Source organism: Serratia sp. 201 (genome assembly GCF_037027545.1).
Classification (GTDB): Bacteria; Pseudomonadota; Gammaproteobacteria; order Enterobacterales; family Enterobacteriaceae; genus Serratia; species Serratia bockelmannii.
Genome location: NZ_JAXCHC010000001.1, coordinates 1,448,513 through 1,469,471, shown reverse-complemented (window position 1 = coordinate 1,469,471; position 20,959 = coordinate 1,448,513). Strand labels below are relative to the sequence as shown.

The window sequence follows — 20,959 nt, the reverse complement described above, 5'->3', positions numbered from 1 at the left end:
AAACCTCATGACATTAGTTGTCAGTCAGCATACACAAGCCGGTGAGGCACAGGGAAGCGGTAAGCCACACGAACGTGCGGCAGATCAGGAAAGGTTAAAACAGCGACGGCTGCTCCGGCAGCGGCTCGTCGGGCGCTTTATTGGCACGCTGCAGCCGCAGGAAGCGTTGACGGCACAGGCGCAGCACCTCGCGCTTTTGCGCGTCGCTCATGTTCATCCAGCCGAAACGCTCCTCGCGGCTGCGTAGGCAGCCACGGCAGAATCCGCGATCGTCAGCCTGGCAAATGCCGCGACACGGGCTGGGAATGTCGAAAAACTCAAGCTGCTGCGCCACGGGGCTCCTCCTGCGTTCTCTTGCTAATTGAAGACGCCATCGCCGCCGCTGGCAAGTCCCTTTTCGCCATTGCGGCGAAAATAGTCGCGCAAATAGCGCAGCGCCTGGCGGCTTTTCTCCGGCATAGTGCGTTCGAGCGTCAGCGCGTTCAGCCGCAGCGGCGCCGGCCGCCACTCCGGCAACAACAGCAACAGCTCGCCGCGCTGCAGCTCATCGCCAATTTCATACAGCGGCTGAACGGAAATGCCCAGCCCGGCACGGGTAAAGGCGCGCATTACGTTCATGCTCTCACTGACGATCTGCCCTTCCGCCAGCCGCAGCTTAACCTGCTGGCCGGACTGATGCAGCAAGTCCAGATGGGCCCCGCTGTAGCCGCTGGAGATCCAGCGGTGCTGCACCAAATCCTGCGGTTTTTCCGGCACCCCATGCTGGCTGAGATAACGCGGCGCGGCGCACAGCACCATCGGCCACGCCGTCAGCGGATGCGCGATCATATTGGCGTCCGCCAGTTGACGGTTGGCCCGCAGCGCGATGTCGACCCGCTGTTCTATCATGTCGACGATGCGATCGTCCGCCAGCACCCGCAGCGTCAGCTTGGGGTGCGCCTGCAGCAGCGGCGACAATGCCTCCGCCAACGAACGGCCGCCGATGCCGACCGGGGTGGCGATGCGCAGCTCGCCCACCAGCGTATCCCGCAGCTCCGCCAGCCGCTGCTCCGCCTGCTTCGCCTGTTGCAGCATCGCCTCGCAGCCGGGATAGAACGCGGCTCCCGCCTCGGTCAGCGCCAGACGGCGGGTGGAACGATGCAGCAATGGCACCCCGAGCGCCTTCTCCAGCGAGCGCATATGCTGACTGACCGCCGACGGCGTCATGCCCAGACGCCGCGCCGCGCCGGCCAGCGATCCCTCCGCCACCACGGTGGCGAATACCGCCATTCGATTGAGTTTATCCACGATTATGAAGTTTTACTTAATCAAGAAAGCATGAATATGGCACTAATCACGGCTATTGTTAAGGACTAGAGTAGACACCACGCAGCAGGCACATCGGCCTGCCTTACGATACTGAACCTATCCCCGAAGGAGCATACAGATGAAAGTAGCCATTATTGGAGCAACCGGTTTTGTTGGCCGCCGCGTGGTAGATGAAGCGCTGGCTCGCGGTATTCAGGTAACGGCAATCGCCCGCCAGAAAAAAGATTTGCCGGAGCACGCCAATCTGACCATCGCACTGGGCGACGTCGCCGACACCGCCTGGCTGGCGGGGCAGTTGCACGGTCAGGATGCGGTGATCAGCGCCTACAATCCCGGCTGGGGCGAAGACAACCTGTATGAGAAGACTACGCGCGGGGCCCAGCAGATCCTTACCGCTGTCGGGCAGGCAGGCGTCAAGCGCCTGTTGGTGGTGGGCGGCGCAGGCAGCCTGGAAGTGGCGCCGGGCGTTGAACTGGTGGATACGCCGCAGTTCCCGGAAAATATCCGCCCCGGCGCGCAGGCGGTGCGCGATCTGCGCAATAAACTGCGCAACGAATCAGCACTCGACTGGACCTATCTCTCGCCGGCCGCCCTGCTGGAGCCGGGCAAACGCACCGGCCAGTTCCGCCTCGGCACCACGCAACTGCTGATGAACGGCGACGCGCCGGCCAGCATTTCGGTGGAAGATCTGGCGGTCGCTATCGTTGATGAGATTGAAAAACCTCAGTTTATTCGCGCGCAATTCACCGCCGCCTACTAAACGGCCCCACCGCCAGGCCATAAGGCCTGGCGGTTTTCACGTATTCTCCGTCGCCAGTATTCTGAATTTCTAAGGTTTTCTTAAGTTTCATCCGGTAGATTTCACGACATTATCTACTTTCAGGATCCCGACATTGGCAATGTGGTTACGTCAACGCTTACAGTGCAACAGCCTCGGTTTTACCCTCGCCACCGCCCTGTTCTTCACTCTATTTCAAAACGCGTTATTCCTGCATCGCGCCTGGTCGTATATCACCTTCGATAGCGTCCACAGCGTGATTTTCGCGGCGAGCATGCCGGTGGTGATCTTTTGTGCGCTGAATATTATCTTCAGCGTGTTGACCGTGCCCTACCTGCGTAAGCCGTTGATCATCTTTTTCTTGCTCGGCAGCGCCGCAGCCAACTATTTCATGTTCAGCTATGGTGTGGTGATCGACGGCAACATGATGCAAAACGCCTTCGAAACCAACCCGCAGGAGGCGACCGCGCTGCTGACGCCGCGCATGGGATTGTGGCTGGCGCTGCTCGGCATTCTGCCGGCGGTAGCGGTCTGCTTCACCCAAATTCGCCAGACTCGCCCCTGGTGGTACATGGTCGGGCTGCGCGCCGCTAACGTCATGCTGTCGTTGGTGGTGATCCTGATCGTCGCCGCGCTGTTCTACAAAGACTACGCTTCGCTGATCCGCAACAATAAAAGCGTGGTGAAGATGTTGACGCCTTCCAACTTCGTGGCCGGCACCATCAAGTTTACCGAACAACGTTACTTCACCCGCAATCTGCCGCTGGTCAAGATCGGTGAAGACGCGCGTAAAGGGCCGCTGATCGCCAAGCAGACCAAGAAAACGCTGGTGATCCTGGTGGTGGGCGAAACCGCCCGCGCCGAAAACTTCTCCCTCGGAGGTTACGGGCGCGAAACCAACCCGCGCCTGAAGCAGGACGACGTGGTCTACTTCAAGAACGCCAGTTCTTGCGGCACCGAAACGGCGATCTCCGTCCCCTGCATGTTCTCCAACATGCCCCGCAAGGAGTACGACGCGACTCAGGCAACGCATCAAGAAGGTATGCTCGACGTGCTGGCGCATGCCGGCGTCAATGTGCTGTGGCGCGATAATGACGGCGGCTGCAAAGGTGCCTGTGACCGGGTGCCGCACGTGGACATGACCAAGCTGAAACTGCCGCAGGACTGTGACGGTGAGGTTTGCATGGACAACGTGCTGCTGTACAAGCTGAACGACTATATCAATAGTCTGAATGACGACGGCGTGATCGTGCTGCACCAGATGGGCAGCCACGGCCCGGCTTACTACCGCCGCAGCACACCAGAATTCCAGACGTTTTCGCCAACCTGCAACAGCAATCAGATCCAGGATTGCAGCCATGAACAGCTGGTGAACACCTACGACAACTCAATCCTGTATACCGACGCAATGCTCGATGCCACCATCAAGCTGCTGCGGCAGTATGACGATCGGTTCAATACCGCACTGGTCTATTTATCCGATCACGGCGAATCGCTGGGGGAAAACGGCATGTATCTGCACGGCACGCCTTATGTCTTCGCGCCGAGTCAGCAAACGCACGTGCCTTTCCTGATGTGGATGTCTGCCGACTATCAGCGCAATTTCGGCATTGATCGCCAGTGCCTGAACACGCTGGCGGAAAAGGACGACGTGTCGCAGGACAACCTGTTCCACACCCTGTTGGGCATGCTGAACGTACAGACCCGCGAATATCAATCCCAGTTGGATATCCTGCAGCGTTGCCGCAACGCGGCGTAGCGCTTAACTTCCGCGTGCCGCTGGGGCACAATAGTTTGCAGACAACCGGCGTTTTGTGCGCCGGTTTTTTTATTCCCATTGACCTAGACCAATCGGTCTATTATGCTCGGCGCCATGATGACCAAATCAACGCATTGCAACGTGGATACACGTGAACATCTGCTCGCCACCGGCGAAACCCTCAGCCTGCGCCTGGGCTTTACCGGCATGGGTCTGAGCGAACTGCTGGCTACCGCGGGCGTGCCGAAAGGCTCGTTCTACCACTATTTTCGCTCGAAGGAAGCCTTCGGCGAAGCGATGCTGCAACGCTATTTCACGCATTATGACGCACAGATGCAGGCGCTGTTTGCCGACAGACGCGGCGATGCCCGCCACCAGCTGCTCGGCTATTACGCCCAGGCTATCAGCTATCACTGCCGCAGCGAATGCCATAACGCCTGCCTGGCGGTGAAGCTTTCCGCCGAGGTGAGCGATCTGTCGGAACCAATGCGCCATGCGCTGGAAACGGGCACCGCTCGCGTGATCGGCCACTTGCAGGAGGCCATCGAGCGCGGTATCGCAGAGGGCTCGCTGTCGGTGGCCATGAGCCCCGCGGCGACCGCAGAAACGCTGTATTCACTGTGGCTCGGCGCCTCGTTGCGCGCCAAGATCCGTCACTCGCTGGCGCCGTTAACCAGCGCGCTGGAAAGCATCGAGTTGCTGCTGCGCCCGCCGCAGCCATAACACCACCGTCTTTTTTCGTGAAAATGCAGTTCGTGTTTTTTTATCGCCCATCACTAGACGACCGGTCTATTAAATACAGGATGCACTATGAAGACTGAAAAATTGCTCTCTCCGCTGAAGGTTGGCGCCGTCACCCTGCCCAACCGCGTGTTTATGGCTCCGCTGACGCGTCTGCGCAGCATCGAACCGGGCGATATTCCTACGCCACTGATGGCGGAATATTATGCGCAGCGCGCCAGCGCCGGCCTGATCGTGACCGAAGCGACGCAGATCTCCTTCCAGGCGAAAGGCTACGCCGGTGCGCCAGGCCTGCATACCCCGGAACAGATCGCCGCGTGGAAACACATCACGCAGGCGGTACACGACAAAAACGGCCACATCGCCGTACAGCTGTGGCATGTAGGCCGCATCTCCCACGCCAGCCTGCAGCCGGGCGGGCAAGCGCCGGTCGCGCCTTCGGCAATCAACGCCGACACCCGCACCACCGTGCGTGATGAAACCGGCGCCTGGGTACGCGTACCGACCTCTACGCCGCGCGCGCTGGAAACCAGCGAGATCCCGGGCATCGTTAACGATTTCCGCCAGGCGACCGCCAACGCGCGTGACGCCGGCTTCGACTTCATCGAACTGCATGCGGCCCACGGCTATCTGCTGCACCAGTTCATGTCACCGGCTTCCAACCAACGTACCGATCAATACGGTGGCAGCATTGAGAACCGCACCCGCCTGACGCTGGAAGTGGTCGATGCCACCATTGCCGAATGGGGTTCCGAGCACATCGGTATTCGTATCTCGCCGCTGGGGCCGTTCAATGGGCTGGACAACGGTGAAGATCAGGAAGAAGCGGCGCTGTATTTGGTGGAAGAGCTGAATAAGCGCAACATCGCTTACCTGCACATCTCCGAACCGGACTGGGCCGGTGGCAAGCCGTATTCCGACGCCTTCCGCGACTCGGTGCGCGCCCACTTTAAAGGGGTGATCGTCGGCGCTGGCGCCTACACCGCCGAAAAAGCCGAAGCGTTAATCGAAAAAGGCTTCATCGACGCGGTGGCCTTCGGCCGCAGCTATATCGCCAACCCGGATCTGGTCGAGCGTTTCCGTCAGCACGCCCCGCTGAACGAACCTAAGCCAGAAACCTTCTACGGCGGCGGTGCCGAAGGCTATACCGACTATCCGTTTCTGGCGAAGTAACCCGTCCTGACCCCAACGGCCACGCAATCGCATGGCCGTTTTTTATGCGCCGCGCGCAAAAAGGCCCGCACAAGGCGGGCCGGGGTTCCCTGGTGTTGTTTATGCTGCAGTTCAATTTCTACACGGTTATGTGGGGAATTGATAATTGATTGTGCAGATCAATTACTTCGTATCGATCGGTACGCTCGATCAATATTTAAACACCACCGCTCCAAACCCGACAGGTGACATTGTCACTCATTCGTCACATTGAATTCCCTTGTAGGACAAGGCTATACTCGCTTGTGCTTCAATCCACCCGCCGTCTGCCACGGCACAGTCAATTCAGAGGAATTATGCGCTTACTCCATACCATGATCCGCGTCGGTGACCTGCAACGTGCCATCGACTTTTACACCAAGGTATTAGGCATGCGTCTGCTGCGCACCAGCGAAAACCCGGAGTACAAATACTCCCTGGCTTTCGTCGGCTATACGGAAGAGAGCGAAGGCGCGGTTATCGAACTGACCTATAACTGGGGCACCGACAGCTACGACATGGGCACCGCCTTCGGCCACCTGGCATTGGGCGTAGACGACGTTGCCGCCACCTGCGACAGCATCCGTCGCGCAGGCGGCAAGGTCACCCGCGAAGCCGGCCCGGTGAAAGGCGGCACCACGGTGATCGCCTTCGTCGAAGATCCGGACGGCTACAAAATTGAGCTGATCGAAAACAAACACGCCGGTCAGGGCCTCGGCCATTAAGCCCCCCCTTCAGGGCGCGCTGGCGCCCTGCTGATTCTCCGCGCGATAGCGCCTGCAACCGGGCGCAAAATTTGCCATAATGCGCGCTGCATTCGATGAAGATAAGAAACTGATGGCCGAAAAAAGTGATCTTAACGCCCTGAGTGGTCGTTTTCGTGGGTTTTATCCCGTAGTAATAGATGTTGAAACCGCCGGCTTCAACGCCAATACCGATGCGTTGCTGGAGATCGCCGCCGTGACGCTGAAAATGGATGAAGATGGCTGGCTGCAGCGGGACGAGACCCTGCACTTCCACGTGGAGCCTTTCGAGGGCGCCAACCTGCAGCCGGAAGCGCTGGCGTTTAACGGCATCGATCCGCACAACCCGTTGCGCGGCGCGGTCAGCGAATACGACGCGCTGCACGCCATTTTCAAAGCGGTGCGCAAAGGGCTCAAGGACCGCGGGTGCAACCGGGCCATTATCGTGGCGCACAACGCCAACTTCGATCACAGCTTCCTGATGGCCGCGGCCGAACGTGCCGGCCTGAAGCGCAATCCGTTCCATCCGTTCGCCACCTTCGACACCGCTGCGCTGAGCGGCCTGGTGCTGGGCCAAACGGTGTTGGCGAAAGCCTGCATCGCCGCCGGTATGCCGTTCGACAGCAGCCAGGCGCACTCTGCGCTGTACGACACCGAGCAAACCGCCCTGCTGTTTTGCGAGCTGGTTAACCGCTGGAAACGTCTCGGCGGCTGGCCGCTGCCCGCCGGCGATCTCGCTGAATAAGCCCAACAAAAAAGGCGGCCCAGTTTGCACTGGCGCCGCCCGTTACGCGATAACCACAAGCCTGTCGATTAAGACTGCTGGTCTTCCTGCGCTTTATACTTTTCTGCCGTTTCTTTGATCAGCTGCTGCAGTTCGCCGCGCTGATACATTTCGATAATGATATCGCAACCGCCGACCAGCTCACCGTCTACCCACAGCTGCGGGAACGTCGGCCAGTTGGCGTATTTTGGCAATTCGGCGCGGATGTCCGGGTTTTGCAGAATATCCACGTAGGCGAAACGCTCGCCGCAGGCGGACAGCGCTTGCACTGCCTGCGCGGAGAAGCCACAGCTCGGCAGCTTTGGCGAACCTTTCATGTACAGCAGAATCGGGTTTTCAGCGATCTGGTGCTGAATTTTTTCAAGTGTCGTCGTCATTTATTGCTTCCTCAAGCCACATTTCATGGCTACAACATGCATCACGCGGGCTATTGTAGCGGCTGGAACAGTCGCAAGAAAACGCCATCTTTTGCAAGGATATTCGCCCGCCGCCGATCGCGTTTCACCGGCCACGTCATTCCGGTCAAAACATACGTTGAGAATAACATTTTTAATCCGACCATTTCACTAATATATTGCGCCGCGATGACGGCGCGACTTAATTATATCCGCCACCGCCGACTGGCGCTTTTTTATACACCAACAGGCTGATTTTGAAACAAAAAAAATGTCATTAACGTTTTCTCACAATATGGATTATTATTTATGAGTTCTTCGCTGTTTTATATGGCGAAATTCGGGAATACTGTAACTCTTTCGATATCCGCTTCGGGGCCAAGGTTGGTGACGTCGACATGCGTTTAATTCTTACGCTCTTTGCGCTGCTGTTTACGCAGCTCTTCTTCAATTTGGCGCACGCTGCGCCACAGGCGCGTGTTGCCGCCGAGCAGCGTAAAAGCCATGCTAATGAAGCGCGGCCCGATGACCGCAGAAAAAAGAAAGCGGACAAAGCCGCTAAAAAAGCCAAAGTGACGGCCCCCGCGAAAAAAACCAAGACCGCCAAGGCGAAAAGCGAGAAAAGCGCGAAAAAGATCGCCAGCGCCAAACCCAAGGCCAAAGCGCAGAAAACTGCCAAGATTAAAGTCACCCCGCCGAAGAAGGGCTATAAAAAAGGCTATGGTCGCCACCGCGAAGCCGGTATGGCCACCGCCAAACTGGCGCGTGACGAAAAGCCGTTAAAACTTAGCCCGGCGCACAAAAAACGCTACCAACACGCCAAACAGACCGCGATGGCCAAGCTGATGGATCAGATGGGCAAGCCTTATCGCTGGGGCGGCAGTTCGCCGCGCACCGGCTTCGACTGCAGCGGCCTTATCTATTACGCCTATAAAGACGTGGTGAAAATCAAAATGCCGCGCACCGCCAACGAGATGTATCACCTGCGCGACGCGGCGCCGATCAAGAAAAGCGAACTGGAAAGCGGCGATCTGGTGTTCTTCCGCATCAACAACCGCGGCGTGGCGGACCATGTTGGCGTCTACCTCGGCAACGGCAAATTCATCCAGTCACCGCGCACCGGTGAAGAGATCCGCATCAGCCAGCTCGACAACGACTATTGGCAGAACCACTACATCGGCGCACGCCGCGTAGTAACGCCGAAAACTATCCGTTAATTCCCTGCTCTGTGCGGTTGCGGCCCCGGTCGCAACCGCCTGCTCAAGCTATCGCCCATCGCACCTCCCCACGCGCATTTCTCGCTTTTCTTCCTGTTTTTTATGATGAAAATTGTTAAGATTGAATGACCACAATAAAAAACGGCCCATATAACTCTCGCCCGGCGAGAGGCGAATGGCGCTGTAAAGGAGGAAGCAATGTCGTTTGAATTACCTGCATTACCGTATGAGAAAAACGCGCTCGAGCCGCACATCTCCGCCGAGACCCTGGAATACCACTACGGCAAGCACCACAACACCTACGTGGTTAACCTGAACAACCTGGTGAAAGGCAGCGAGTTCGAGGGCAAATCGCTCGAAGAGATCATCAAGACCTCTAACGGCGGCGTCTTCAACAACGCCGCGCAGGTGTGGAACCACACCTTCTACTGGCACTGCCTGTCACCACAGGGCGGCGGTGAACCGCAGGGCGAACTGGCGGCAGCGATCGTCAAATCCTTCGGCTCTTTCGCTGCGTTCAAAGAGCAGTTCACCGATGCCGCAGTGAAAAACTTCGGTGCCGGCTGGACCTGGCTGGTGAAAAAACCGGACGGCGCGCTGGCGATCGTCAACACCTCCAACGCGGCCACCCCGCTGACCGGTGAAGACAAACCGCTGCTGACCGTTGACGTGTGGGAACATGCGTATTACATCGATTACCGCAATGCGCGTCCAAAATACCTGGAAAACTTCTGGGCGTTGGTCAACTGGACCTTCGCAGCGGAAAACCTGGCGTAAGCGCAGGTTCTGAGGTGATGAGGCGCAGCCTGGCTGCGCCTTTTTTATAACCGGGGGTAAATCAGTTCAACGCGGCAACGAAGCTGAAAGCGATAATGACCGCCAGCGCGCAGACGGTAGTGAACAGCGACATCTTCAATTCGGTATCCATGACAACTCCTTTAAAATGGGCTTTCCTAAGGATAAAAGGCGCACAATTAGTACGTCAAATCATTTTCCCACAGTTCGCCGATAAAATCTTGTTATCATTTCCCGGTTTATAATCTCGATTACCTCTTCCACTTTTGTTCAATATGCGACAAAATTCGCAGTTCACAACTGCGTACCGGCATTCATGCCCCTCCTGATTAAGCGCTGAAGACTTCAACACACTAAAAACTCAGTTTTCGCTTCTCTGGAGAAGGATCTACGTAGGCAAACGATTAACATCACACTTACATGCTGTAAACATGTGAGTTCAGGAGTCATTTCTTACATGGCAACGATTAAAGATGTGGCCAAACGCGCGGGCGTTTCCACCACCACCGTTTCGCACGTCATCAATAAGACTCGTTTCGTCGCCGAAGAGACCAAAGCGGCCGTGTGGGCCGCCATTAAAGAGCTGCACTACTCGCCGAGCGCCGTGGCGCGCAGCCTGAAAGTCAATCACACCAAGTCGATCGGCCTGCTGGCCACCTCGAGCGAAGCCCCCTACTTTGCCGAAGTGATCGAGGCGGTGGAAAACAGCTGCTACAGCAAAGGCTACACCCTGATCCTGTGCAACTCGCACAATAATCTCGACAAGCAGCGCGCCTACCTGGCGATGCTGGCGCAAAAGCGCGTCGACGGCCTGCTGGTCATGTGCTCCGAGTATCCGGATCAGCTGCTGGGCATGCTGGAAGACTACCGTAACATCCCGATGGTGGTGATGGACTGGGGCGCCGCGCGCGGCGACTTCACCGATACCATCATCGATAACGCGTTCGAAGGCGGCTATCTGGCCGGCCGTTACCTGATCGAGCGCGGCCACCGCGATATCGGCGCCATTCCCGGCCAACTGTCACGCAACACCGGCGGTGGCCGTCACCAGGGCTTTATGAAGGCGCTGCAGGAAGCGAATATCGACATTCGCGAAGAGTGGATCGTCCAGGGTGACTTCGAGCCGGAGTCCGGCTATAAGGCGATGCACCAAATCCTGTCGCAAAAACAGCGGCCGACCGCGGTATTCTGCGGCGGCGATATCATGGCGATGGGGGCCATCTGCGCCGCCGACGAGCTGGGCCTGCGCGTGCCGCAGGATATTTCCGTGATCGGCTACGACAATGTGCGCAACGCCCGCTACTTCACCCCGGCGCTGACCACCATTCACCAGCCGAAAGAGCGCCTGGGCGAAATGGCCTTCACCATGCTGCTAGATCGCATCATCAGCAAGCGCGAAGAGTCGCAGGTGATCGAAGTGCATCCGAAGCTGATCGAACGCCGCTCGGTCGCCGACGGCCCGTTCATCGACTACCGCCGCTAATCCCCCGCGCCGGAAGCCTGCGCAGCTTCCGGCTCCACCTCACTCAGCCACTCCTGATTCAACGTCTCTCCATCACCCAGATACGCCAGCAGCCAGCTCATCGCCGGTGACGGTTTATCCTGCTGCCAGGTCAGGCAGCACGGGCTGGCGGGAAACGGCTGCTGCAGCTGCAACGCCTTCAACTCACCGCGCTGCACCCGCGGCAGCGCCAGATGCGCCGGCATCATACCGACGCACAGCCCGGCGCACAGACAGTCGAACGCCGAGGTCCAGTCCGGCACCACCAGCCGCCGCTGGTTATCCAGCGTCCAAGTGACACGCTTGGGCAGATTGCGCGAAGTGTCCTCCAGACAAAGCGCAGGGTACGGCCTAAGCCGATCGTCATTCAACGCCCCTGCCAATTGCGCCAGCGGGTGCTGCGGGCTGACCACGCACAGCCAGTTCATATCCCCCATGTCGCGAAAGGCGAAGCCGCCGCCGACCGGCACCGCGCGGGTGGCGCCAATCGCCATATCCGCCCTGCCGTCCACCAACGCATCCCACACGCCGTTAAACACCTCGGGTTGCAACATCAGTTCAACGTCGGGGAAATGGCGGTAGAAATCCAGCACCAGTTGGCGGCTGCGCTGCGGTTTGACGATGATGTCCACGGCGATATTCAGCTGACCGCGCCACCCGTTAGCCACCTGCTGACAATGGCGGCGTGTGTCGAGCATTTTTTTGATAACAGCTCGCGCATCCTTGATAAATAACGCGCCGGCCGGCGTCAGCTCCACATCACGGTGACGCCGCTCAAACAGCGGCACCGCCAGCCATTGTTCCAACTGCCGCACGGTGTAGCTCACCGCCGACGGCACCCGGTGCAGCTCCTGCGCCGCCGCGCTGAAACTGCCGGTGCGCGCCACCGCGTCAACCACTTCAAGAGAATATTCAGACCACATTGCTTTGCCTTCAATTTTTTTAACAGCACTTTGCAAATATTACCGTTTCACAAGCAGAGATCCAGCCGGATACACTGGCCGGCGCTAAAAACCTGCGACACTAAAATATTAACGAGAAATACCATGCGAAACTCCTTTGGTTTTATGTTCTATCTCGCCGGCCTGAGCATGCTGGGTTATCTGGCGACCGATATGTACCTGCCCGCCTTTGGCGCCATGCGGGAGGAACTGCAAATATCCGCCGGCGCGGTCAGCGCCAGCCTGAGCATATTTCTGGCCGGCTTCGCCTTCGCGCAGCTGCTGTGGGGGCCGCTCTCCGACCGGCTGGGCCGCAAACCGGTATTATTGATTGGCCTGACGCTGTTCGCGTTCGGCTGCCTGGGCATGCTGTGGGTGGAAAATGCCGTGCAGCTCTGGATACTGCGCTTTATTCAGGCCGTCGGCGTCTGTTCCGCCGCAGCCATCTGGCAAGCGCTGGTGGTCGACCGCTATCGCGAAGGCCAGGCCAATCGCGTATTCGCCACCATCATGCCGCTGGTCGCGCTGTCGCCGGCGCTGGCGCCGCTGCTTGGCGCCTGGCTGCTTAACCACGCCAGCTGGCGTGCGATCTTCGCCGTGTTGCTGGCTATCACCGCCCTGCTGCTGCTGCCGACGTTGCTGCTCAAAGATCGCGCCAAAACTCAACCCGCCGCCGATGCGCCAAAAAGCAGCGTCAGTTTTTGGCAATTATTGAAATCCCCGGTGTTCAGCGGCAACGTCGCCATGTACGCCGCCTGCTCGGCCGGCTTCTTTGCCTGGTTGACCGGCTCGCCGTTCATCCTTGGTGATATGGGCTATGGCCCGAGCGACATTGGTCTGAGCTATGTGCCGCAGACGCTGGCTTTCCTGCTGGGGGGCTATGGCTGCCGCGCCGCGCTCAAACGCATCAATGGCAAAACCCTGCTGCCGTGGCTGCTGGTAGCTTATGGTGTCAGCATGGTGGCGCTGTATCTGGTGGCGACCGTAACCACTCCGACGCTCACCACGCTGCTGATCCCGTTCTGCGTGATGGCGCTGGTCAACGGCGCGGGCTACCCGATCATGGTGGCGAATGCGCTGATGCCGTTCCCGGAAAGCAGCGGCAAAGCCGCCGCGCTGCAAAATACGCTGCAGTTGGGGCTGTGTTTTGTGGCGAGCATGCTGGTGTCGGCGTTTATTGCCCAGCCGCTGCTGGCGACGGTGACGGTGATGGTGTCTACGGTGATCCTCGCCGCGCTGGGCTATTTCCTCCAGCGGGGAAAAGCGGGCGATGCGCAGCAAAAGGCGCAGCGGAAACATGCTAACTCAGCGTCATAATTGCCAAGCTTAATAATCACTTAAAGAATATGCGCGCCGAGTGCGATTTACAGTTGAGTCAACGCCTCGGCACGCCTATACTCAAAAACAACTTTATAAAGTAACACCTTATAATCTCTATATCTCAATTAGCTCTTGTGTACGCGTCTTGCGTCACACTCTTTTTTAAAGAGGCGTTTATCCTGCGCCATTTGCGTCGGGTCGTTTCTTTAAATTTCCTCTGTTCATAGTCGGATATCAGACGCCGCGGGCTTATTTCCCGTCGGTATACGTATGCACCCGCAGAAATTGTCTAAGCTGTTTCCTAACGGGTCATCAGTCAGAAGAAGGTGATGGAGAAGCTATGAGTTCATCGTGTATAGAAGATCTGAGCATCCAGGATAACCAGTGGTATCGCATCGCGCACGAAATGCTCGGTCTGGCCGGTATCGAAATCAATGGATCGCGCCCTTTCGATATTCAGGTTAAAAATCCCGAATTCTTTAAACGCGTTTTGCAACAAGGGTCACTGGGCCTCGGCGAAAGTTATATGGACGGTTGGTGGGAGTGCGAACGGCTGGATATATTCTTCCAGCGCGTGGTCAGCGCCGGGCTGGAGAAGAAACTTCCCCACCACCTGAAAGATACCCTGCGGATCGCCGCCGCGCGCCTGACCAACCTGCAATCGAAAAAGCGCGCCTGGATCGTCGGCAAAGAACATTACGATCTTGGCAACGATCTGTTTACCCTGATGCTCGATCCTTACATGCAGTATTCCTGCGGCTACTGGAAAGACGCCACCACGCTGGAGGAAGCGCAGGAAGCGAAGCTGCGGATGATCTGCGAAAAACTGCAGCTGCAGCCAGGCATGCGCTTACTGGACATCGGCTGCGGCTGGGGCGGCCTCTCTGCCTATGCGGCGAAGAATTACGGCGTGTCGGTGGTCGGCGTGACCATTTCCGCCGAACAACAGAAGCTGGCCCAGGCTCGCTGCGCCGGGCTGGATGTGCAGATCCTGCTGCAGGATTATCGCGATCTTCATCAGCAGTTTGATCGCATTGTCTCGGTCGGCATGTTCGAGCACGTCGGGCCGAAAAACTACCGCACCTATTTCAATGTGGTAGAACGCAATTTAGCGCCGCACGGCCTGTTCCTGCTGCACACCATCGGTTCCAACAAAACCGACATGAACGTCGATCCGTGGATCAACAAATATATCTTCCCGAACGGCTGCCTGCCTTCAGTGAGCCATATCGCCGAAGCCAGCGAAGGCCATTTCGTGATGGAAGACTGGCACAACATCGGCGCCGACTACGATCGCACGCTGATGGCCTGGTTCGAGCGCTTCAAACAGGCGTGGCCGCAGCTTGCCCCGCGCTACTCCGAACGCTTCGAGCGGATGTTCAGCTATTACCTGAACGCCTGCGCCGGCGCGTTCCGGGCGCGCGATCTGCAACTGTGGCAGGTGGTATTCAGCCCGAAAGGCGTTGAAGGCGGCATCCGCGTCGCCCGCTAAGCCACTTGCCCGACAAAAAAGGCCCCGGTAGTCACATCGCCGGGGCCTTTTTTGCTCGTTCGAAGCGTACGGCTTAGCCGCAGTAAACGCGGATGATTTTATCGTCGCTGTCGCCAAGGAAGTTCAGGCGGCGCAGGTTGAAATCCATGGTGACGGCAGAGTTGTACGGAATGGCTCGCACCTTGGCGTCGATCCGTACGCCTTCCAGCGAGCTCATCGGTTTGCCGACGAAGTTTTGATACTGTGATGCGCCACAGGTATCGTCCGCATCGGCCATTTGCGCGCCCGCGCCCTGCTCAGGCGAACTGCTGCAGGCGCTCAGCGCCAGCAACGCGGTTAACAACAACGTTTTCCCATAAAACTTCACGCGTTTCTCCTCTCTGCTTATGATTCGATTCCGGCGGCAACGCCCGAATCGCTGTCAGTCTTTGTGCGCCGGCGTCACCGCCGCCGCCAGCGTCGCTTCCCGGTTGGCCAGCACGCGCTCGACGGTGTCCACCACCGCCTGCGTTTGCGGATCGATCTCGATGTTCACCTTGTCGCCGAGGCGTTTTTTACCCAGCGTGGTGCGATCCAGCGTTTCCGGGATCAGGTGCACGCAGAAACGGTTATTCACCACTTCGCCGATGGTCAGGCTAATGCCGTCGATGCCGATGAAACCTTTGTGCAGCACATATTTCATCAATTCCGCATCCGGCATGCGCAGCCATACCTGGCGGTTATTTTCCGAGGTATAAATCTTGGCCACCTCCGCCGTGCAGATAATATGGCCGGACATCAAATGGCCGCCAATTTCATCATTGAACTTCGCCGCGCGCTCGATATTGACGATGTCGCCCAGCGCCAGATCGCCGAGGTTGGTCAGGCGCAACGTTTCTTTGATCAAATCGAAGCTGACGCGGTTGCCTTCCACCGCGGTGACGGTCAGGCAGCAGCCGTTATGGGCCACCGACGCGCCCAGCTCCAGCCCCGGCAGCAGCTCGGTAGGCATTTCGATCACGTGGGTGCGGAAATTGGGTTTCTCATCAATGGCGACCAGCGGCGCGGTGCCTTGTACGATACCGGTGAACATATGTGCCTCTTCTTGCTAAATAGGTTAAAACGCTACCGGCAGTTTGCCCCAGTTGGCGCTGAAAACCAAATCCGCGACGGTAAAAAAGGAATGGCTGCGCATTTAATAACTATTTATCTGCGGCGTTTGCTTAACGACGCCGAGCAGGTACAATCTTTTTGACAAAATTCCGCTATTTTAATTGTTGTCCTCTCGCGGCAGCCCTCCCTCCCACATATATAAATAGAAAAGGTGTATGCGTGCAGAAGTACTTAATTGAAGCGCGTAGTTTATTGGCTCTCGCTATCCCGGTCATTATCGCGCAAATATCGCAAACCGCTATGGGCGTGGTGGATACCATCATGGCCGGCGCTTACAGCGCCACCGACATGGCGGCGGTGGCGGTCGGCACCTCAATCTGGCTGCCGGCCATCCTGTTCGGCCACGGTCTGCTGCTGGCGTTGACCCCGGTTATCGCTCAGCTCAACGGTGCCGGCCGCCGCGATCGTATCGGCCATCAGGTGCGCCAGGGTTTTTGGCTGGCCTCCGGCGTCTCCGTACTGCTGATCGTCGTGCTGTATAACTGCAAGTTCGTCATCGACATGATGCACAACATCGATCCGCAGCTGGCGGATAAAGCCGTCGGCTACCTGCACGCCATCATGTGGGGGGCGCCGGGCTACCTGTTCTTCCAGGTGATGCGCAACCAGTGCGAGGGGTTGTCTAAAACCAAGCCCGGCATGGTGATCGGCTTCCTCGGCCTGCTGGTGAATATCCCGATCAACTACATCTTCATCTACGGCAAGTTCGGCATGCCGGAACTCGGCGGCGTCGGCTGCGGCGTCGCCACCGGCAGCGTCTACTGGATCATGTTCCTGATGATGCGCTGGTACGTGAAGCGCGCGCCGTCGCAGCGCGACATCAAACGCCAGGCCGGCGATCTCGGCGGCCCGGACTGGGCAGCGCTGAAGCGCCTGATCGGCATCGGCATGCCGGTGGCGCTGGCGCTGTTCTTCGAAGTCACGCTGTTCGCCGTGGTGGCGTTGCTGGTTTCGCCGCTCGGGATCGTCGCGGTCGCCGGCCACCAGATCGCGCTTAACTTCAGCGCGCTGATGTTCGTGCTGCCGCTGTCGCTGGGCGTCGGCGCCACCATCCGCGTCGGTTATCGTCTGGGGGAAGGCTCGGTCGAAGGCGCGCGCGTCGCCGCCTATTCCGCCATCGGCGTCGGCATCACCATGGCCGTCTGCACCGCGCTGTTTACCGCCACCTTGCGCGAACCGATCGCCCTGCTGTACAACGACAGCCCGGCGGTGGTGGCTATGGCCTCGCAGCTGATGCTGTTGGCGGCGCTGTACCAAATTTCGGACTCGATCCAGGTGATCGGCAGCGGCGTGCTACGTGGTTATAAAGACACCCGAGCGATCTTCTTCATCACCTTTATCGCTTATTGGGTATTGGGCCTGCCGAGCGGCTATCTGCTGGCGTTAACCGACGTGGTGGTGCCGGCAATGGGGCCAAGCGGCTTCTGGATCGGCTTTATCATTGGCCTGACCTTCGCCGCCATCATGATGGCGCTGCGTATGCGCTGGCTGCAGAAACAGCCGACCGCCGTCATCCTGCAGCGATCCACGCGCTGAATTCGCTCCCGGCCGGTTTCATCCCCGGCCGGGCTGCGGTTTGCGGAAAAAAACGCCGGACTGCGCACAACCTCAGCAATCGCGTGAAATACCGAATAAAATTGCGCTTTTCCCCTTGCCAGCGCGCAGGTAGCTCGTTAATATTCGTCCCCGCTGTCAGCCATGACAGACAGGAAAAGATGCGTCCGTAGCTCAGTTGGTTAGAGCACCACCTTGACATGGTGGGGGTCGGTGGTTCGAGTCCACTCGGACGCACCAAATTCCAGAAGCAGTACAGTGCGTCCGTAGCTCAGTTGGTTAGAGCACCACCTTGACATGGTGGGGGTCGGTGGTTCGAGTCCACTCGGACGCACCAAATTCCAGAAGCAGTGCAGTGCGTCCGTAGCTCAGTTGGTTAGAGCACCACCTTGACATGGTGGGGGTCGGTGGTTCGAGTCCACTCGGACGCACCATATTGCTGATTTATCTCTCCCCCTATCGCGTTATACTTCCCGTTGTTTCGTCTCTGCTCGACCGCTCGATTTCTCATGTCGATTGCGCCGAACTACCGCCATCCACCATCAGGAACGCCACATGACCACCTTCACCGCCAAAACCGCCTTTTTACCGCTCGACAATGGCCTTGCCCGCCGTGAAGGGGTGATGAGCGACGGTTCGCCGGCGGCGGAAGTGCGTTTCGAGGCCGGCGCCTTTGGCCAACTGCAAAAGCCCCCGCATGCGCTGCAAACCCGGGTGATATCGGGTGAATTCGAGTTCACCCTCGGCGGCGATACGCGGACAGTACGGGCCGGCGAGAGCCTAATCCTGCCGGCCAACGTCGCCAGCGGCTGCTTCTGCCTGAGCGCCGGCGTGCTGCTGGAAATCCCGCAAACGCGCTAAGCCGTATTTACAGCAAGGTTATTTGCGCAACAAGCTGTACGCAACGCGTTGCATTTGCGCCACATTTGCCCCCGTTTTGACATATCCGCCACACCGCTGCGGTTTTTTATTTTGTTTCCCGCCGCTTAGCCTTTATAATGCGCAACGTCTATCAGTTGAATGGTTTCAGCCCTTGATCTGCGAAAACGCAATAACAACACGATTTCATCTCACCCCGTTGCGCAGCATCTCCGCGCCCCCGCGCGGGCTGAATTTTTCCGCCCCACTTCAACTGTCGTCACCTATCCTTAACTATGTTTTTCACCACCAGGCACGGCTCAAATTCCCTATCGGCGTAAATAGCGCCGGTCAAATTCGTTTTTTTATCCATCACAACTTGTAGAAAACTCCGCCATGAAAAAGACCAAAATTGTTTGTACCATCGGTCCAAAAACCGAATCGGAAGAAATGCTGACCAACCTGCTCAATGCGGGCATGAACGTGATGCGTCTCAACTTCTCTCACGGCGACTATGAAGAGCACGGCAACCGCATCAAGAACATGCGCGCCGTGATGGCGAAAACCGGTATCAACGCCGGCATCCTGCTGGATACCAAAGGCCCGGAAATTCGCACCATGAAATTGGAAGGCGGTAAAGACGCCTCGCTGGTCGCCGGCCAAACCTTCACCTTCACCACAGACCAGAGTGTGATCGGCAACAGCGATCGCGTAGCGGTCACCTACGCCGGCTTCGCCGCCGACCTGAAGATCGGTAACACCGTGCTGGTTGACGACGGCCTGATCGGCATGGAAGTCACCAACGTGACCGAGAACGAAGTCGTTTGTAAGGTGCTGAACAACGGCGACCTGGGCGAGAACAAAGGCGTCAACCTGCCGGGCGTGTCCATCCAGCTGCCTGCGCTGGCCGAAAAAGACAAACGCGACCTGATCTTCGGCTGCGAGCAAGGCGTCGACTTCGTGGCGGCGTCCTTCATCCGTAAACGTTCCGACGTGCTGGAGATCCGCGAGCACCTGAAAGCGCACGGCGGCGAGCAGATCCAGATCATCTCCAAGATCGAGAACCAGGAAGGCCTGAACAACTTCGACGAAATCCTCGAAGCGTCCGACGGCATCATGGTTGCCCGCGGCGATCTGGGCGTGGAGATCCCGGTCGAAGAAGTGATCTTCGCCCAGAAGATGATGATCGAAAAATGCAACCGTGCGCGTAAAGTGGTGATCACCGCCACCCAGATGCTCGATTCCATGATCAAAAACCCGCGCCCTACCCGTGCGGAAGCCGGCGACGTTGCCAACGCCATCCTGGACGGCACCGATGCTGTCATGCTGTCCGGCGAGAGCGCCAAGGGCAAATATCCGCTGGAAGCGGTCAACATCATGGCGACCATCTGCGAGCGCACCGATCGCGTGATGCCAAGCCGCATCGACTCCCTGAACGATCGCCGCAAGCTGCGCATCACCGAAGCGGTGTGCCGTGGCGCGGTTGAAACCGCCGAGAAACTGGACGCGCCGCTGATCGTCGTCGCCACCAGCGGCGGCAAGTCAGCGAAATCCGTGCGTAAATACTTCCCGAACGCGGTGATCCTGGCGCTGACCACCAATGAGACTACCGCGCATCAGCTGGTGCTGAGCAAAGGCGTCATCCCGCAGATGGTCAAGGAAATCGCTTCTACCGACGACTTCTACCGCATCGGTAAAGAAGCCGCGCTGGCCAGCGGCCTGGCGCAAAAAGGCGACGTCGTGGTGATGGTTTCCGGCGCGCTGGTGCCGAGCGGCACCACCAACACTGCCTCGGTACACGTGCTGTAATATAAAACGTGACATAATTGCCTTGATCAAAACGCCGCTTTGCGGCGTTTTTTTTATCAGCAGTAACCTATTTTTCTCAAAACGCAACCGCGGACCGCTCATTATTTAGCTAATAAAGAATCGGAGTAGTCCCATGGAAGCCGGCTGTTTTCCCTCGTTTTTTTAACTAATTTGTAAAACCAGATGCAAGTTTGAGCGAACGATCAAAATAAAGCACCTCAACACTAAAAAATTATTCTCTTTCGAAAAAAGTTTGTGTAATACTTGTAACGCTACATGGAGATTAACTCAATCTAGAGGGTGTTATAATGAATCGTACTAAACTGGTACTGGGCGCGGTAATCCTGGGTTCCACTCTGCTGGCTGGCTGCTCTAGCAACGCTAAAATCGATCAACTGTCTTCTGACGTTCAGACTCTGAACGCTAAAGTTGATCAGCTGAGCAACGACGTGAACGCAATGCGTTCTGACGTTCAAGCTGCTAAAGACGACGCAGCACGCGCTAACCAGCGTCTGGACAACCAAGCTCACGCTTACAAAAAGTAAGATAGCTTTGGTTATTGAAAACGGCGCACATTGTGCGCCGTTTTTTTTCGCCTGTATCCTGGACTGATTTTTCCTG

Annotated in this window: 22 protein-coding genes and 3 tRNA genes; 18 read left to right on the top strand and 7 right to left on the bottom strand. The window is 57.7% G+C overall.

The genetic code is table 11. The features are described from left to right. Positions 1–94 precede the first annotated feature (94 nt). Together WA302_RS07550 and WA302_RS07545 are read right to left on the bottom strand one after the other, a co-directional pair. Positions 95–334 carry a DUF1289 domain-containing protein gene (locus tag WA302_RS07550; protein WP_015377731.1) on the bottom strand — a complete coding sequence of 80 codons (240 nt, stop codon included), beginning with the start codon at positions 332–334 and terminating at the stop codon, positions 95–97. Between the two features lie 23 nt (positions 335–357). Then, positions 358–1,287 (bottom strand): LysR substrate-binding domain-containing protein, encoded by a 930-nt coding sequence (locus tag WA302_RS07545; RefSeq protein ID WP_025302662.1) that lies wholly within the window; start codon positions 1,285–1,287, stop codon positions 358–360. A 139-nt stretch (positions 1,288–1,426) separates the two neighbouring features. Between WA302_RS07545 and WA302_RS07540 the strand changes: the two genes are divergently transcribed. The 6 genes from WA302_RS07540 (at position 1,427) to rnt (ending at position 7,265) form a co-directional block, all read left to right on the top strand. Then, positions 1,427–2,068 (top strand): NAD(P)-dependent oxidoreductase, encoded by a 642-nt coding sequence (locus tag WA302_RS07540; RefSeq protein ID WP_025302661.1) that lies wholly within the window; start codon positions 1,427–1,429, stop codon positions 2,066–2,068. A 139-nt stretch (positions 2,069–2,207) separates the two neighbouring features. Further along, positions 2,208–3,845, top strand: a complete 1,638-nt coding sequence (gene eptA, locus WA302_RS07535) for a phosphoethanolamine transferase EptA (RefSeq protein WP_025302660.1) — start codon at positions 2,208–2,210, stop codon at positions 3,843–3,845. A gap of 102 nt (positions 3,846–3,947) precedes the next feature. Beyond that, a complete protein-coding gene (locus WA302_RS07530) occupies positions 3,948–4,568 on the top strand; it encodes a TetR/AcrR family transcriptional regulator (protein ID WP_025302659.1) in 621 nt (206 codons plus the stop codon). Between the two features lie 87 nt (positions 4,569–4,655). Beyond that, positions 4,656–5,759 (top strand): alkene reductase, encoded by a 1,104-nt coding sequence (locus WA302_RS07525; protein WP_025302658.1) that lies wholly within the window; start codon positions 4,656–4,658, stop codon positions 5,757–5,759. Between the two features lie 335 nt (positions 5,760–6,094). Beyond that, the gene (gene gloA / locus WA302_RS07520; protein ID WP_004931325.1) at positions 6,095–6,502 is read left to right on the top strand and encodes a lactoylglutathione lyase; all 408 of its coding nucleotides are present in this window, start codon (positions 6,095–6,097) and stop codon (positions 6,500–6,502) included. A gap of 79 nt (positions 6,503–6,581) precedes the next feature. Further along, complete coding sequence (gene rnt, locus WA302_RS07515) at positions 6,582–7,265, top strand: ribonuclease T (RefSeq protein WP_016927925.1); 684 nt, start codon at positions 6,582–6,584, stop codon at positions 7,263–7,265. 68 nt (positions 7,266–7,333) lie between these two features. On the opposite strand, the gene WA302_RS07510 is transcribed toward rnt, so the two are convergent. Continuing rightward, the gene (locus WA302_RS07510) at positions 7,334–7,681 is read right to left on the bottom strand and encodes a Grx4 family monothiol glutaredoxin (protein ID WP_004931329.1); all 348 of its coding nucleotides are present in this window, start codon (positions 7,679–7,681) and stop codon (positions 7,334–7,336) included. Positions 7,682–8,097: 416 nt separating this feature from the next. Here WA302_RS07510 and WA302_RS07505 point away from each other — a divergent pair, with 416 nt between their 5' ends. Together WA302_RS07505 and sodB are read left to right on the top strand one after the other, a co-directional pair. Further along, entirely contained in the window at positions 8,098–8,916 is an 819-nt protein-coding gene (locus WA302_RS07505; RefSeq protein ID WP_025302657.1) for a C40 family peptidase, read from the top strand. Positions 8,917–9,114: 198 nt separating this feature from the next. Then, positions 9,115–9,693, top strand: coding sequence for a superoxide dismutase [Fe] (gene sodB / locus WA302_RS07500; protein ID WP_004931333.1), 579 nt, complete (start codon positions 9,115–9,117; stop codon positions 9,691–9,693). Between the two features lie 61 nt (positions 9,694–9,754). On the opposite strand, the gene cydH is transcribed toward sodB, so the two are convergent. Further along, positions 9,755–9,844, bottom strand: a complete 90-nt coding sequence (gene cydH, locus WA302_RS07495) for a cytochrome bd-I oxidase subunit CydH (protein WP_019455989.1) — start codon at positions 9,842–9,844, stop codon at positions 9,755–9,757. Positions 9,845–10,168: 324 nt separating this feature from the next. Here cydH and purR point away from each other — a divergent pair, with 324 nt between their 5' ends. Further along, the gene (gene purR, locus WA302_RS07490; RefSeq protein WP_025302656.1) at positions 10,169–11,194 is read left to right on the top strand and encodes an HTH-type transcriptional repressor PurR; all 1,026 of its coding nucleotides are present in this window, start codon (positions 10,169–10,171) and stop codon (positions 11,192–11,194) included. Here purR and punR read toward each other — a convergent pair. Further along, the gene (gene punR / locus WA302_RS07485; protein WP_025302655.1) at positions 11,191–12,135 is read right to left on the bottom strand and encodes a DNA-binding transcriptional activator PunR; all 945 of its coding nucleotides are present in this window, start codon (positions 12,133–12,135) and stop codon (positions 11,191–11,193) included. The genes purR and punR overlap by 4 nt on opposite strands. A gap of 123 nt (positions 12,136–12,258) precedes the next feature. Here punR and punC point away from each other — a divergent pair, with 123 nt between their 5' ends. Then, positions 12,259–13,470 carry a purine nucleoside transporter PunC gene (punC, locus tag WA302_RS07480; protein ID WP_049204292.1) on the top strand — a complete coding sequence of 404 codons (1,212 nt, stop codon included), beginning with the start codon at positions 12,259–12,261 and terminating at the stop codon, positions 13,468–13,470. A 343-nt stretch (positions 13,471–13,813) separates the two neighbouring features. Next, positions 13,814–14,965: a cyclopropane fatty acyl phospholipid synthase gene (gene cfa, locus WA302_RS07475; RefSeq protein ID WP_025302653.1), complete on the top strand. Its 1,152-nt coding sequence runs from the start codon at positions 13,814–13,816 to the stop codon at positions 14,963–14,965. Positions 14,966–15,038: 73 nt separating this feature from the next. Here cfa and WA302_RS07470 read toward each other — a convergent pair whose 3' ends face one another. Together WA302_RS07470 and WA302_RS07465 are read right to left on the bottom strand one after the other, a co-directional pair. Then, the gene (locus WA302_RS07470) at positions 15,039–15,332 is read right to left on the bottom strand and encodes an I78 family peptidase inhibitor (protein ID WP_049207088.1); all 294 of its coding nucleotides are present in this window, start codon (positions 15,330–15,332) and stop codon (positions 15,039–15,041) included. 54 nt (positions 15,333–15,386) lie between these two features. Further along, positions 15,387–16,037, bottom strand: a complete 651-nt coding sequence (locus tag WA302_RS07465) for a riboflavin synthase subunit alpha (RefSeq protein ID WP_164099501.1) — start codon at positions 16,035–16,037, stop codon at positions 15,387–15,389. A gap of 239 nt (positions 16,038–16,276) precedes the next feature. On the opposite strand from WA302_RS07465, the gene WA302_RS07460 reads away from it, so the two are divergent. From WA302_RS07460 to WA302_RS07430, 7 genes are all read left to right on the top strand, one after another. After that, positions 16,277–17,653, top strand: coding sequence for an MATE family efflux transporter (locus tag WA302_RS07460; protein ID WP_043141143.1), 1,377 nt, complete (start codon positions 16,277–16,279; stop codon positions 17,651–17,653). Between the two features lie 181 nt (positions 17,654–17,834). Further along, positions 17,835–17,911 (top strand) — tRNA-Val (locus tag WA302_RS07455). A 20-nt stretch (positions 17,912–17,931) separates the two neighbouring features. Continuing rightward, positions 17,932–18,008: transfer RNA gene (locus tag WA302_RS07450), tRNA-Val, on the top strand. A 20-nt stretch (positions 18,009–18,028) separates the two neighbouring features. Then, positions 18,029–18,105 (top strand) — tRNA-Val (locus WA302_RS07445). 121 nt (positions 18,106–18,226) lie between these two features. Beyond that, positions 18,227–18,532, top strand: coding sequence for a cupin (locus WA302_RS07440; protein ID WP_025302650.1), 306 nt, complete (start codon positions 18,227–18,229; stop codon positions 18,530–18,532). Between the two features lie 393 nt (positions 18,533–18,925). Beyond that, a complete protein-coding gene (gene pykF / locus WA302_RS07435) occupies positions 18,926–20,338 on the top strand; it encodes a pyruvate kinase PykF (RefSeq protein ID WP_025302649.1) in 1,413 nt (470 codons plus the stop codon). Between the two features lie 308 nt (positions 20,339–20,646). Then, positions 20,647–20,883, top strand: a complete 237-nt coding sequence (locus tag WA302_RS07430) for a major outer membrane lipoprotein (RefSeq protein WP_004931354.1) — start codon at positions 20,647–20,649, stop codon at positions 20,881–20,883. Positions 20,884–20,959: the final 76 nt, after the last annotated feature.

Coding starts and splice junctions, on each gene's coding strand:
- WA302_RS07525 (WP_025302658.1), top strand. CDS start 4,656: ATGAAGACTGAAAAATTGCTCTCTCCGCTGAAGGTTGGCGCCGTCACC.
- WA302_RS07430 (WP_004931354.1), top strand. CDS start 20,647: ATGAATCGTACTAAACTGGTACTGGGCGCGGTAATCCTGGGTTCCACT.
- WA302_RS07510 (WP_004931329.1), bottom strand. CDS start 7,681: ATGACGACGACACTTGAAAAAATTCAGCACCAGATCGCTGAAAACCCG.
- WA302_RS07530 (WP_025302659.1), top strand. CDS start 3,948: ATGCTCGGCGCCATGATGACCAAATCAACGCATTGCAACGTGGATACA.
- WA302_RS07465 (WP_164099501.1), bottom strand. CDS start 16,037: ATGTTCACCGGTATCGTACAAGGCACCGCGCCGCTGGTCGCCATTGAT.
- punC (WP_049204292.1), top strand. CDS start 12,259: ATGCGAAACTCCTTTGGTTTTATGTTCTATCTCGCCGGCCTGAGCATG.
- gloA (WP_004931325.1), top strand. CDS start 6,095: ATGCGCTTACTCCATACCATGATCCGCGTCGGTGACCTGCAACGTGCC.
- cydH (WP_019455989.1), bottom strand. CDS start 9,844: ATGGATACCGAATTGAAGATGTCGCTGTTCACTACCGTCTGCGCGCTG.
- eptA (WP_025302660.1), top strand. CDS start 2,208: ATGTGGTTACGTCAACGCTTACAGTGCAACAGCCTCGGTTTTACCCTC.
- purR (WP_025302656.1), top strand. CDS start 10,169: ATGGCAACGATTAAAGATGTGGCCAAACGCGCGGGCGTTTCCACCACC.
- cfa (WP_025302653.1), top strand. CDS start 13,814: ATGAGTTCATCGTGTATAGAAGATCTGAGCATCCAGGATAACCAGTGG.
- WA302_RS07505 (WP_025302657.1), top strand. CDS start 8,098: ATGCGTTTAATTCTTACGCTCTTTGCGCTGCTGTTTACGCAGCTCTTC.
- WA302_RS07440 (WP_025302650.1), top strand. CDS start 18,227: ATGACCACCTTCACCGCCAAAACCGCCTTTTTACCGCTCGACAATGGC.
- pykF (WP_025302649.1), top strand. CDS start 18,926: ATGAAAAAGACCAAAATTGTTTGTACCATCGGTCCAAAAACCGAATCG.
- punR (WP_025302655.1), bottom strand. CDS start 12,135: ATGTGGTCTGAATATTCTCTTGAAGTGGTTGACGCGGTGGCGCGCACC.
- WA302_RS07540 (WP_025302661.1), top strand. CDS start 1,427: ATGAAAGTAGCCATTATTGGAGCAACCGGTTTTGTTGGCCGCCGCGTG.
- sodB (WP_004931333.1), top strand. CDS start 9,115: ATGTCGTTTGAATTACCTGCATTACCGTATGAGAAAAACGCGCTCGAG.
- rnt (WP_016927925.1), top strand. CDS start 6,582: ATGCGCGCTGCATTCGATGAAGATAAGAAACTGATGGCCGAAAAAAGT.